This window comes from Streptosporangium sp. G11 (assembly GCF_051192615.1).
GTDB lineage: Bacteria > Actinomycetota > Actinomycetes > Streptosporangiales > Streptosporangiaceae > Streptosporangium.
In genome coordinates, this window is record NZ_JBPJUQ010000049.1 from 42588 (window position 1) to 55024 (window position 12437).

The 12437-nt window shown below is 71.8% G+C and carries 12 protein-coding genes; 3 read left to right on the top strand and 9 right to left on the bottom strand.

What is annotated here, in order from left to right; genetic code table 11:
* Positions 1-71: 71 nt before the first annotated feature.
* The gene (gene sigJ, locus ACSDR0_RS33890; protein ID WP_435293004.1) at positions 72-1016 is read right to left on the bottom strand and encodes an RNA polymerase sigma factor SigJ; all 945 of its coding nucleotides are present in this window, start codon (positions 1014-1016) and stop codon (positions 72-74) included.
* Positions 1017-1310: 294 nt separating this feature from the next.
* Between sigJ and ACSDR0_RS33895 the strand changes: the two genes are divergently transcribed.
* Entirely contained in the window at positions 1311-1814 is a 504-nt protein-coding gene (locus ACSDR0_RS33895) for a carboxymuconolactone decarboxylase family protein (RefSeq protein WP_435293005.1), read from the top strand.
* Between the two features lie 203 nt (positions 1815-2017).
* Here the strand turns inward: ACSDR0_RS33895 and ACSDR0_RS33900 are convergent, their stop codons facing one another.
* The 8 genes from ACSDR0_RS33900 to ACSDR0_RS33935 are packed head-to-tail and all read right to left on the bottom strand — an operon-like array spanning position 2018 to position 10807.
* Positions 2018-3709, bottom strand: a complete 1692-nt coding sequence (locus tag ACSDR0_RS33900; RefSeq protein WP_435293006.1) for a class I adenylate-forming enzyme family protein — start codon at positions 3707-3709, stop codon at positions 2018-2020.
* Positions 3706-4101: a nuclear transport factor 2 family protein gene (locus ACSDR0_RS33905; RefSeq protein WP_435293007.1), complete on the bottom strand. Its 396-nt coding sequence runs from the start codon at positions 4099-4101 to the stop codon at positions 3706-3708. The genes ACSDR0_RS33900 and ACSDR0_RS33905 overlap by 4 nt, the downstream gene beginning before the upstream one ends.
* A 3-nt stretch (positions 4102-4104) precedes the next feature.
* A complete protein-coding gene (locus ACSDR0_RS33910; protein WP_435293008.1) occupies positions 4105-5895 on the bottom strand; it encodes a class I adenylate-forming enzyme family protein in 1791 nt (596 codons plus the stop codon).
* 14 nt (positions 5896-5909) lie between these two features.
* Complete coding sequence (locus ACSDR0_RS33915; protein ID WP_435293009.1) at positions 5910-7223, bottom strand: ABC transporter substrate-binding protein; 1314 nt, start codon at positions 7221-7223, stop codon at positions 5910-5912.
* On the bottom strand, positions 7220-8452 hold the full coding sequence (locus tag ACSDR0_RS33920) for a branched-chain amino acid ABC transporter permease (RefSeq protein WP_435293010.1): 1233 nt from the start codon (positions 8450-8452) through the stop codon (positions 7220-7222). Before ACSDR0_RS33920 ends, ACSDR0_RS33915 begins: the two co-directional genes overlap by 4 nt.
* Positions 8449-9348: a branched-chain amino acid ABC transporter permease gene (locus tag ACSDR0_RS33925; RefSeq protein WP_435293011.1), complete on the bottom strand. Its 900-nt coding sequence runs from the start codon at positions 9346-9348 to the stop codon at positions 8449-8451. Before ACSDR0_RS33925 ends, ACSDR0_RS33920 begins: the two co-directional genes overlap by 4 nt.
* 11 nt (positions 9349-9359) lie before the next feature.
* Positions 9360-10070 (bottom strand): ABC transporter ATP-binding protein, encoded by a 711-nt coding sequence (locus tag ACSDR0_RS33930; RefSeq protein WP_435293012.1) that lies wholly within the window; start codon positions 10068-10070, stop codon positions 9360-9362.
* The gene (locus ACSDR0_RS33935) at positions 10067-10807 is read right to left on the bottom strand and encodes an ABC transporter ATP-binding protein (protein ID WP_435293013.1); all 741 of its coding nucleotides are present in this window, start codon (positions 10805-10807) and stop codon (positions 10067-10069) included. Before ACSDR0_RS33935 ends, ACSDR0_RS33930 begins: the two co-directional genes overlap by 4 nt.
* A 239-nt stretch (positions 10808-11046) precedes the next feature.
* Here ACSDR0_RS33935 and ACSDR0_RS33940 point away from each other — a divergent pair, with 239 nt between their 5' ends.
* Both ACSDR0_RS33940 and ACSDR0_RS33945 read left to right on the top strand, forming a co-directional pair.
* Positions 11047-11595, top strand: a complete 549-nt coding sequence (locus tag ACSDR0_RS33940) for a nuclear transport factor 2 family protein (protein WP_435293014.1) — start codon at positions 11047-11049, stop codon at positions 11593-11595.
* Complete coding sequence (locus ACSDR0_RS33945; protein ID WP_435293015.1) at positions 11592-12341, top strand: SDR family oxidoreductase; 750 nt, start codon at positions 11592-11594, stop codon at positions 12339-12341. The genes ACSDR0_RS33940 and ACSDR0_RS33945 overlap by 4 nt, the downstream gene beginning before the upstream one ends.
* Positions 12342-12437 lie beyond the last annotated feature (96 nt).

Genomic DNA, 12437 nt, shown 5'->3' on the forward strand with positions numbered 1-12437 from the left:
GCCTGGGCGAGCGCGTCGCGCACATGTTGTAACGGCCGGGTCGCCTCGACGACCTCGCGTCCGGGGTGGTCCTAGTGCTGTGGCCCCACCGTCCACGGCCGGAGCTTGTCGGGGTTGCGCACTGCCCAGATGTGTGTGATCCGGTCGCCTGCGACGTCGAACGCCATCACCGTCACGGTGACGCCGTCCTGCTGAGCCACCAGACCGGGCTGACCGTTGACCGTACGCTCCAGGATCGTCAGGCCGGGCACCCTGGCGGCGATGTCGATGGCGTAGCGCGCGATCCACTCGCGGCCTTCGACAGGGCGGAGCACGGCGTTGACCAGGCCGCCGCTGTCGGTGATCGCCGTGGCGTCGGGGTCGAGGAGGCCGATGAGGGCGTCGATGTCCTTGGCCTCCCAGGCCTGCTTGAAGGCTCTGACGATGTCGGCGCGCTGGGCCGCCGGAGCCGCGGGAGCCTGCGCGGCGCGGATGCGACGGCGGGCCGAGGAGGCCAGCTGGCGGCAGGCCGCCGGGGTACGGCCGACGATCTCGGCCACTTCGGCGAAGGAGTGGCAGAAGACGTCGTGCAGGATGAACGCGACGCGCTCGGCCGGGGTCATCGAGTCGAGCACGACGAGGAAGGCCATGTTGACCGTCTCATCCAGGGTGACCCGGTCGGCCGGGTCGGCCGTGGTGCCGCCCGGCCGCCCGCTGATCCACTCCGTACGGTCGGGCAGCGGCTCGGGGATCCATTCGCCCACGTAGCTCTCGCGCCGGACCCGTGCCGAGCCGAGCAGGTCGAGGCAGACGCGACTGGCGACGGTCGTCAGCCAGCCGCCGGGCGACTCGATGGCCTCCTGCCGCTGCCGGGACATGGCGTACCAGCGGGCGTACGTCTCCTGTACGACATCCTCGGCGTCGGCCAGGGAGCCGAGGAGCCGGTAGGAGAGATTGATCAGCTGACGCCGCTCGCTCATGATCGCGCTCAGGCTCGGATCGAGCCGGTCGTCTCCTGGCTCGGATGGGGTGGTCACGGTGTCGCCGGCTCCCTTGGTCGCAGCTGCCCTCACCAGTCCGACGACACACCCCCCGGAATGTGAGGTCGACGCGCCGCCTCACATTCCCGGCCGTTGTGTCGTCGGACTACTGAGACACCATCCACCACGCGGGAAAGCCCGGCGACCCCGGCCGGCATGAGGAGGGTCGCCGCCGGAAACCCGCGCCGGAACGAGTCGCCGCCCCGGCGGGCGGCCACTTCGTGATGGAGACCGACCCCACCGGGCGCAAGCCTCGAAACGTCGCTGAGATTTGGAAGGGAAGACCTCTCCGTGTCCACGCCTGCCATCAAGCAAGAGAGCCTCCAGTCACGTCTGCCCGATCCCCTCCGGTTCTTCCCCGAGATGGCGGGGATCGCCGGAGCCATGGCCAAGGCCACCCTGAACGGTTCGATTCCGCGGACCACCATCAGCCTGGTGCAGCTCCGCGCCGGGCAGATCGCCGGCAGCACGTATCACACCGTCCGGCAGACCGGCGGCCTCCGCGAGGCCGGGGAGACGGAGGAGCGCATCACCGCCGTGGCGTCATGGCAGGACGCCCCCTACTTCACCGATGCCGAACGAGCCGCGCTGGAGCTCGTGGAGGCCGTCCTCACCCCGAACCCGTTCGGGGAGCGCGTCCCCGACGAGTTGTACGCCAGGGCATCCGCCCACTACGACGACAAGGCGCTGTGGACGCTCACTCTGGCGATCGGCCAGATCTGCTTCTTCATCCCCGTCGCTCTCATCGGCAAGCCGATCCCCGGCAAGGACCTCGGGGAGAATTACAGCAGGTGACGTCCTTCGGGCTCAGGGTGAGGACACGCGACCGTGCCTCACCCTGAGCACGGCCGGCTCCGAGAAGGTGATCACGAGGTTCGACGAACGCGTTCGGGCGGGCGGGGTCCGGGCCGCCGTGCGGGGCGGCCTCAAATGAGGCCGCTGGCCGGGCGGGCCGTCACGGCCGTCGCCGCCGGGCAGGCGGGAGGCGTGATGGGACGTCATGGCCCGGTGGAGCCGTCCGTGACCTGGAAGCGCTGCCGCAGCAGCTCCTTGCGCACCTTCCTGGCCGCGTTGCGGGGAAGCTCGTCGACGACGAACACCCGGGAGGGCTTCTTGTAGCCCGCGACCCGCCCGGCGAGGAAGCGGATCACGTCCTCGCCGGTCACGGCGGCCCCCGGGGAGGGGGTCACCGCCACGGTGACGGCCTCGCCCCAGCGCTCGTGGGGTGTGCCGAACACGGCCGCCTCGGCGAGGCCGGGCATGCCCGCCAGGACCTTCTCCAGCTCGGCCGGGTAGACGTTCATGCCACCGGTGATGATCATGTCCTTGATGCGGTCGGTGACGTAGACGTATCCGGCCTCGTCCACCCTGCCGGCGTCGCCCGTCCTGAACCACGAGCCGGTGAACGCCTCGGCGGTGACGTCCGGCCGGTTGTGGTACCCGGCGAAGAGGGTGTCGGACTCCACCGCGAGCTCGCCGACGGCGCCCGGCGGGAGAGGTTCGCCCGCCTCGTCGAGGACCCGCACGCTCGCGACGGGCATCGGCCTCCCCACGGACGCGTGGATGTCGTCGGCCTCGCAGCCGGGCCCCCAGTCGGCGGCCGTGGTGGCGGTGACGGGCGCGCCCGTCTCGGTCATGCCCCACGTCTCGACGTAGCGGGTGCCCACCAGGTCGACCATCTCCCTGACGAGGTCCGGCGGGAGCGCGGAGGCCGAGTGGAGCACCGTGCGCAGGGTGCCGAGCACCTCGGGGCGGCGCCGGACCTCCGCGACGAAGGCGGGGGCGAGCGGGCTGGGCACGTAGGTGAAGGCGGACCGCTCGCGGACCATCGCGTCCACCCACGCGTCCGGCGCCAGCCCCGCCATGAAGGAGAGCGTTCCGCCGAGGTAGAGGTGCGGCAGGATGACCCCCCACAGCCCGGCCACGAAGGAGAACGTGCCGGTGAACGCGCACATGCCGCCCGGTTCGAGCCGGTAGTGGAAGGGCATGTGCCGGATGATCCTGGCCAGCGTGGCGTCCTCGACCACCACGCCCTTGGGCTCGCCCGTCGTCCCGCTGGTGTAGCCGATCACCGCGGGGAACCCTCCGGGGCCCGGCTCGGGAAGCCGGTCGGAGGCCCCGGCGAGCAGGTCCGCGTAGCGGAGCGCGCCCCGGGCGGGCTCCCGCCCCGCGCTGATCAGGATGCCGGGCCCGGCGATCGCCTCGGCGACCTCGGTACGGCCGTCCGTGTGGAGGAACGCCCGCACGTCGGCGTCGTCGACGATCGCCTGGACCTCGCCCGCCCTGAGCCGGTCGTTGACGTGCACGGCGGTGAAACCGCCGAACGCGCAGGCCGCGTACGCCTCCAGTGCCTCGACCCGGTCCTCGGCCATCAGGGCCACCCGGTCACCGGGACGGACCCCGAGCCCGTGCAGGGCGTTGGCGAGCCTGGCGGCGTTGGCGCCGAGCTCGCGGTAGGTCCGCCGCTCCCCGTGCGCGACCATCGCGGTCCGCCCGTCGAACCGCCGCACGGCGGCCCGCAGGAGCGCGCCCCAGCCGTCTCGCGCGTACGGGCCGCGCGGGCCGCCGGCCTCGGACCCGCCGGGTCCGGCCCCCCACGAGCCGGACCCGGACGCACCACGGCCGGGCGCGCCCGGCCCGGACGGCTCGGAGCCGGGTGTCCCCGGGCCGCGCGGAGCGGGGGTCGTCATGCCGCGAAGTCCGTACCGAGACCCATCCCGCGCAGCAGGGTGGCCCGGTCGTAGTATTCCAGCCATTCGGTGACCATCCCGTCCGCCACGCTCAGCACGCCGACGACCGGGACCTCCCCGTGATGCCCCCTGACGTCGAAGACGTCGAGCCGTTCCAGGAACACCCGTCCGTCGATCACCCCCAGCGCCCGCACGTGCAGGGTGAGCCGTTCCAGGCCGTCGGCGAGGACGGCGAGGCGCTCACCGATGGCCTCGCGCCCCCGCAGGGGCTCCTGCATCACGCTGTGCAGCACGCCGTCCGGCGCGAACAGCCCGACCACGCGGTCCCAGTCGAGGGCGTTCCACGCCTCGACCATGTCCCGTACCACCGACAGCTTCGCGTCGTCGTCCATGTCTCACACTCCCTTTTGCCCGGCCACTTCCGGTGAGTGCGCCATCTCGCTCCTGAGACGGCGCTTGAGGATCTTGCCGACGGGGTTGCGGGGCAGCGTGTCCCGCAGCTCCAGGCGTTCCGGCAGCTTGTACGAGGCGATGCGGCCGGCGCGCAGGTGGCCGACCAGGTCGCCGAGGGTCAGGGTGCTCCCCTCGCGCGGCACCACCACCGCGCACACCTTCTCCCCCAGCACGTCGTCCGGGTAGCCGACGACCGCCACGTCCTGGACGCCGGGGTGGGCGGCGATGAGCCCCTCCAGCTCGGCCGGGGCGATGTTCATGCCTCCCCGGATGATCAGGTCCTTGGCCCGGTCGACGTAGCGCAGGAACTCCCCGCGCTCCCCGGCGATCTCGAAGACGTCTCCGGTCCTCAGGTAGCCCAGCTCGTCGAAGGGATCGGCCACCCGGTCACCGCGCAGGTATCCGGGGAACACCATCGGCCCCTTGATCCGCAGCTCTCCGGGCCGGCCGGGCTCGACGACCTCCTCGCCGGTGTCGGGGTCGACCAGCCGTACCGACACCTGCTCGGAGATCCGGGAGCTCCAGGTGATGCCCGGCACGCCGTAGCGGGGGAAGTATCTGGCCCGCTGCTCGGGGTCGGGTACGTCGTGCGGGTCGGTGAGCAGCGCGATGCCCTCGTTGGAGCCGAAGAAGTTGATGATCCCGATTCCGTGGTCGTCCTGCCAGCCCCTGACCATGGAGGGCGCCAGCGGCACCGACCCCGACCCGATGAGGCGCAGCGAGGACAGGTCGGCCGTGGCCAGCAGCTCGGCGCGGGCCAGCAGCAGCGTCAGCAGGGCGGGCGGCGCGACGGTGTAGGTGACGCGCTCCTCGGTGATCTGCCGCAGGAACGTCGGCAGGTCGAACGGGTGGTGCTGGACGAGAACCCCGCCGACGCGCAGCCACGGCAGGAACATGCCGTTGATCCCGGCCATGTTGACCATGGGGAAGGGATTGAGCAGCACGTCGTCACCGGTCAGCCGGGGAGCGTCGACCGTGGCCCAGCTCATGGCCAGCCAGTCGTAGTGGGTGCGGGGCACCCCCTTGGGGGTGCTCTCGGTGCCGGAGGTCCAGCAGATCGTCACGCACTCGTTGGGGTCGGCGGGGTGCGCCCCGGCGTACGCCCGGACGGCCCCTTCGGCCTCGGCCCGTACGACGCCCTCCAGCTCGGCGTCCAGGTCGACGGCTCCGGCGGGAAGGGGCCCACCGTCGGCCGACCCGTCATCGCCGACCGGCCCGCCACCGCCGGACGCGCCGTGAGGCGGGGCGCCGTGGACCAGCAGGACGCGCAGGCCGGGCAGGGCCGTACGGACCTCCTTCGCCGGGTGCCGGTCGCCGATGCGCGCGGCAGTGAGGAAGGCGGCGAAACCGGCGAGGTCGCCGAGCTCTGTCACCTCGTGCTCGCGGTACTGCACCGGCAGCGGGGAGACGACCATCCGCAGCCGCCAGCACGCGAGGTAGACGACGACCAGCTCGACCGTGTTGGGCAGCTGGACCGCCAGCACGTCACCGGCGCCCAGGCCGTGCCGCAGCAGCACGGCCGCCAGCCGCGTCACCTCCCCGTCGAGCTCGCGCCAGGTGAGGCGCCGGGGCGCGGCGTCCACCAGGGTCCGCTTGTTGGGCGGGTCCACCACGGCGAGGCGGTCGGGCTCGGCGGCCACCCGCGCCGCGAAGAGCCCGTCCATGGTCTCGTCCGTCCACCAGCCCCTGGCGGTGTACTCCTCGACCCTCGCGGGCGGGTGCAGTCCTGTCATCCCCGTCATCGTCCTCAGTTGCCCTGCGCGTAGTTGTGGGAGATGTCGACGACGTCACCGGCCGGCTCGAAGGTCTTCTTCTCCGCCGACCAGACGAACGGGCGGAAGGCCATGATGCCGAGCGCCTGCGTGGGGGACATCTTCCAGTCGATGCCGTCGATGAACATCGGCGGGTGGTATTCCTGGGTGCGGGCCGCGTTCATGATGCCGAGGCGACTGAGCCCGTCCGGCGAGGAGCTCGCCGTGGTGAAGACGTCCACCATCAGGTCGGCGATGGCCCAGCCGTTGACCGTGTAGTTGTTGAGCGGGGCCTTGTTGCCCTGCGCCTCCATGTCGGCGAGATACTTCTTGACCCCCTCGTCCTCGGCGTAGATCGGGTTGCCCGGGTCCTTCAGCCAGACCATGATCTGCTGTCCGTCCGCGGCCTCGCCCGCGGGCTCGTACAGCGACTTGCCGTCGACGCAGTTGGCGGGCTGGACGAAGGTGTCGGGCTTCCACCCGGCGCGGCCGACGGCCATGCTGAGGGTGAGGCAGTCGGTGGTGACCCCGGCGTCCACGAGCACCTGGGCGCCGCTGGCCTTGAGGGTCGTCGCGGCGGCGTTCGGGTCGGTGAGCGGGGCCTCCTTGACGATCTTGAGGTTGGTGCCCTCGATCGCCTTCTTGAACCCCTGCGCGTATCCCTGGCCCGACTCGGTCTGGTTGACCGCCAGCGCGACGGTCGCGCCGCCGGGGTACTTCTTCTTGAGCTGCTCGACGACCACGGCCATCTCCACCTCGGCGGAGGGGAGATACTCGGTGGTCCAGGGGAAGTTCTTCGCGTCCCGGTAGGCGGGCACGGACGCCTGGCCGAACAGCAGCGGCACGCACGCCTCGTTCTGGTCGTCGGCGACCGCGTTGAGCTGGCCCGAGCCGAAGGTGTCGAGGACGTGCACGCCGTCCTTCTGGATCAGCTCGTTGACGTTGGCCTTGGCCTTCTCCGGGTTGAACGCGTCGTCCTTGGCGACGACCTCCAGCTTGACGCCCCCGATGCCTCCGGCGGCGTTGGCCACCTCGAAGCGGGCCTTCATGCCGTCGATGACGGCGCCGACCGCCTGGGCGAGCGGTCCGGACAGGGCGGCGCTCCAGCCCACCTTGAGCGTTCCGGTGATCTTCTCCCTGGTGGCGTCCGGGTCGGCGCAGCCGTCGACCGGTGTCACGCTCTGCGCGGCGGCGCCCGGGGCGCTCTCCGCTCCGGCCGCGGGCGCGGGGTCCGCCGGGTCGGCTCCGCCGCATCCGGCGGCGAGCATGGCGGCCGTCAGGCCGATCGCGGCGAGGTATCGGGTTCTCATGTGCGTTCTCCCAGGGTGTCGCTGGTGGGGGGTGAGACGGTGCCGCCGCCGGGGGGCGCGGCGCCGCCGGGGGACGGAACGCCACCCGGCGGTGGGGCCTCGTCGGGGGGTGGGGCGGCCCGGCGGCCGTCGCCGGTCGCGGGGCCGATGTGGACGACACGCCCGGCGAGCCTGCCGAGGACTCCGGCGATGCCCTGGGGCATCAGGAAGACGATCGCGATGAGGATCGCGCCGAAGAGCACGCCGGACACGTGGCCCGAGGCCAGGTCGGAGGTGAAGTAGGGCAGGTAGACGACGGCGAGGGCGCCGACGACCGGTCCGAACAGGGTGGCCGCGCCGCCGAGGAAGAGCCCGGTGATGAGCTCGATCGACTTCAGCAGCGTGAAGGAGCCGTCGGGCGACAGCGCGCCGACGTACATCGCGAAGAGGCTTCCCGCCAGGCCGGTGACGGCCCCGGAGACGCCGAAGACCCCGGTTTTGATCGTCGCCAGGCGCACGCCCGAGGCGGCGGCGGCGATCTCGTTGTCCCTGGTGGCGATCATCGCGATGCCGAGGCGGCTGCGGGTGAGGTTGCGGATGAGGACGAGCACCAGGACCAGGGCGGCCACGCTGACCCAGTACAGCCACAGGCCGCGCTGGCCGACCGTGAGCCCGGTCCACTCCGGCGGGCCCAGCTGCCGGGAGCGGATGACCAGGCCCGCGGCGCCCCCGGTGAAGTCCTCGAAACGCCGGACGATCTCCGGGAAGGCGACGCCCACCGCGAGGGTGACCAGCGCCAGGTACAGGCCCCTGATCCGCAGCGCGGGCAGGCCGACGACGAGCCCCAGCAGGAAGCAGAGCGCCACCGCCACCGGGATGGTCGACATGGGCGCCGCCCCGTACGAGACCACCAGCACCCCGGTGGTGTAGGCGCCGAGCCCGAAGAAGGCCGAGTGCCCGATGGACAGCAGGCCGGTGTAGCCGGTGGCCAGGTTGAGCCCGCTGATCGCGATGGCGAAGATCAGCACGCTGGTGAACTGGCCGACCCTGAAGGGTTCGGCGTACGAGCCCGCGACCAGCAGCAGGGCCGCGACGGCGAGGAGGGCGACCCGCAGTCCCCGGTGCGCGGGCGACCCCGCGCGCACGGTGATCGGGAACCGGCGCGAGGTCCCGCCGGGCGACGCCGCGCCGTCGCCGTCGCGGTCACGGCCGGGGGCGCCGTCGCGGGACAGGGCGGTCTCGGGGATCACAGGCGCTCCATCTGCCGGGTCCCGAACAGCCCGGTGGGCCGGAACAGGAGGATGAGGACGATGACGACGAGTGCCGCGGTCTGCGGCAGCGTGCCGCCGATGAACTCGACGTAACCGGTGATCATCGCTTCGAGCACGCCGATGCCGAGCCCTCCCACGACCGCGCCCACCGGGCTGTCCAGCCCGCCGAACAGGGCGGCCGCGGAGGCGTAGATGAGGATCGGGAACATCGTCTGCAGGCTGAGCTGGTGCGGGGAGAGCGGGGTGAGCAGCACCCCGGCGAGGGAGCCGATGACGCCCGCGAGCCCCCAGCCGAGCATCAGGATGCGCCCGGTCGGCACCCCGCTGAGCGCGGCCGACTCGGGGTTGTCGGCCACCGCGCGCATGTGCAGCCCCAGGCGTGTCCGGTTGAAGAGCGCGAAGACCGCGCCGATCAGGACGATCACGAAGAGCCAGACGCCCAGCGCGTCCCAGTAGAGCCGGGCGCCGCCCACCGAGAGGAAGTCGTCCATCGCGCTGGGGAACAGGCTGGGCATCGTCTTGGTCTCGGAGTTCCACAGCAGCCCGGCCAGCGCGTTGAACGCGGTGAACAGCCCCAGCGCGACGATCAGCGAGGCCATGTCGTTGCGCCGCCTGATGGGCCTGATCAGGGTGCGCTCCACCACCGCGCCGAGCACGAAGCCCGCGGCGGCGGCCACGAGGGCCGCGATCCACAGGGGCACCTGGACGGCGACGGTGAGCCACCAGGCGAGGTAGGTGGTGAACAGCGCCATCTCGCCCTGGGCGAAGTTGATGGTGCCGGTGCTGCGGAAGACCACCACCAGGGCGAGTGCCATGATCGCGTACACGGCGCCGTTGGTGACGCCGTCGAAGAGTCGTTCGAGGAAGATGTCCATGGGGGCGCTCCTCAGTACCCGAGATAGGCGCGTCGGACGCTCTCGTCGCCGCGGAACTCCTCGGCGGTTCCCGAGGCGATCACCCGGCCCACTTCGAGCAGGTAGACGCGGTGGGCGAGGCCGAGGGCGAGCTCGGCGTTCTGCTCCACGAGGAGCATCGAGACGCCCTGCTCGCGGTTGACGTCCGCCAGGATGGCGAACAGCTCGGCGACGATGCGCGGGGCGAGCCCGAGGCTGGGCTCGTCGCAGAGCAGCAGGCGGGGTCTGCTCATCAGGGCACGGGCCACCGCGAGCATCTGCTGCTCACCGCCCGACAGCGTGCCCGCGGCCTGCCCGGTGCGCTCGGCCAGCACCGGGAACACCGAGCACCAGCGGTCGACGTCCTCGCGGACGGCCGCCTTGTCCTTGCGGAGTGCGGCGCCGACGCGCAGGTTCTCCAGCACGGTGAGGTGCGAGAAGGTGCCGCGCCCCTGGGGGACCAGGCTGACGCCCCGGGAGACGACCGCGTCGGGCCGGAGCCCGCCGAGGGGACGGCCCTCCAGCTGGACCGTTCCCTCGTACGGGAGCAGTCCGGCCAGGGCCCGCATGGTGGTGGTCTTCCCCGCGCCGTTCGCGCCGAGGACCACCACCGCCTCTCCCTCGCCGATCTCCAGGTCGATGCCGTGCAGGACCCGCGCCTGGCCGTAGCCCGCGCGCAGCCCCTCGACGGTGAGCAGGGTCATGACGCCTTCCCCAGGTATGCCTCGACGACGCGGCGGTCGCCGCGGACCTCCTCGGGGGTGCCGTCCGCTATCTTGCGGCCGAACTCCATCGCGACCACGTGGTCGGAGATGCTCATGACCAGGCCCATGTGGTGCTCCACCAGCAGGGCGCCGAGGTCGTGGTCGCGGCGCAGGCGGAGGATGAGCTCGCCGAGGTCGCGTACCTCCGCGTGGGTGAGCCCGCCCGCCGGCTCGTCCAGCAGGAGCAGTTTCGGTCTGGCGGCGAGCGCGCGGGCCAGCTCGACCCGTTTGAGCGTGCCGTAGGGAAGGCCCTGCGCGAGCCGGTGCGCCACGTCGCGCAGGTCGAGCTCGGTGAGGATGTCCATGGCCTCCCCTTCGAGGCGGCGCTGCCTGGCCCTGGTGCCCGGCCACCCGGTGAGCGCCCCGGCGAACCCGGCCCGCTCGCGGGCATGCGCCCCGGCCACGGTGTTCTCCAGCACCGTGAGCGAGGGGAACAGCGCGAGGTTCTGGAAGGTACGGGCGATGCCGAGCCCTACCACGTCGTGTGGCCTGACGCGGGACAGGTCGGCGTCACCGAAGGCGATGGCGCCGGAGTCGGGCCGGTAGATCCGGGTGACGCAGTTGAACAGGGTCGTCTTCCCCGCGCCGTTGGGACCGATGAGCCCGCATATCTCTCCGGGGGCGACGGTGAAGCCGACCCCGTCCAGGGCCGCGACACCGCCGAAGCGGAGCGTCACGTCCGAGACCGTGAGGGAGGGCCGTTGACCGGCTTCGTGGACCGTCTGCATCTGAGTGGCTCCAATACGAGCTTTCATACTTCAGTTAGCAGTGTGTTGCTGGTCAGGCCTTACTACAACAAAAAGAGTGAGTGCGTCAACGGTACGTAACCCGGTTGAAACTCGTCCGCAATCAGTCTTGGCCAACTCACTCTCTTAGTTGTAGCGTCGAGGAACCCACCCCTGCGAGGAGGCCCGACGTGACCGACCGGCGCGACGAAGCGGTGCAGGCACTGCTCGACAAACAGGAGATCTACGAGGTCCTGGCGCGCTATCTGCGCGCCGTCGACCGAGGCGACGTCGAGGGGGTGGCCGCGTGCTACCTGCCCGGCGCCACCGAGGACCACGGCGGGGTCTTCGAGGGCACCGCCGAGGACTACGTGAGCAGCATCTCCCGCGTGCTCACCCATCCCAAGAGCAGGACCATGCACTGCATGACCAACGTGCTCGTCGAGCTGGCGGGCGACAGCGCGCAGGCCGAGTCGTACGTGACCACGTTCAGCCGGGTGAAGACCCCCGAAGGGCTCGGGGACTCCTTCGTCGGCGCCCGCATCGTCGACCGCCTGGAGCGCCGCGACGGCAGGTGGGGCATCGCCCACCGGGCGCTCGTCTGGGAGTGGAACCACGACGCGCCCGTCTCGGAGACCTGGATCTTCGGCATGCTCGTCCCCGACCCGGCGGTCCTGGTCCGCGGCGGCAAGCATCCCGACGACCTCGTCTACGACGGGCCGAACGGGGCGGCCAGGTGATCCCCGGCTCCGTCGCCCTTGTCACCGGCGGCAACCGCGGCATCGGCCGGGCCTTCGTCGAGGAACTCCTCTCCCAGGGCGCCGCGAGGGTCTACGCCGGGGCGCGCGAGCCCGGCGACGTCGACGCCGAGCTGCTGGCGGCCGGGGCGATTCCCGTACGGCTCGACATCACCGACCTCGACCAGGTCGCCGAGGCCGCCGAGACCTGCGCGGACGTGAACCTCCTGATCAACAACGCGGGATACTTCGCGGGCGAGCGCCTGGTGCTGACCGGCGACCCGCGGGCGGCACGCCAGGAGATGGAGGTCAACTTCTTCGGCACCCTCAACATGACCCGCGCCTTCGCGCCGGTGCTCGCCGGCAACGGCGGGGGCGCCATCGCCAACGTGCTGTCGGTCGCCGCCATGACCCCGACCCCGTTCATGGGCGGCTACTCCACCTCCAAGGCGGCGGCGCTGTGGCTGGGCACCATCGCCAGGGCCGAGCTCGCCGCACAGAACACGCAGGTCACCTCGCTGATCGTCGGCTCGGTGGACACCCGGATGGCCGCCCACGTGGACGGCGCCAAGGAGGACCCGCGCGACGTCGCGCGAGCCGGGCTCAAGGCCGTCGCGCGCGGGGAGTCCGTCGCCGACACCGACTGGATGGCGATCGACGCCCGCGCCCGCCTGGCCCGTGACCCCGGCCGGTACGAGCGCCAACTGGCCAGATTGCTCGACGTACAGAACCTGAGGACCGGCCGATGAGCGCGTCCCGCACGAAGCCACAGGGGCGGACCGGCGAGCGTCCCCCGCGCGCGGAACCCGGGGGCCGCCCGGCGGGCACGCGCGGCACACCGACCG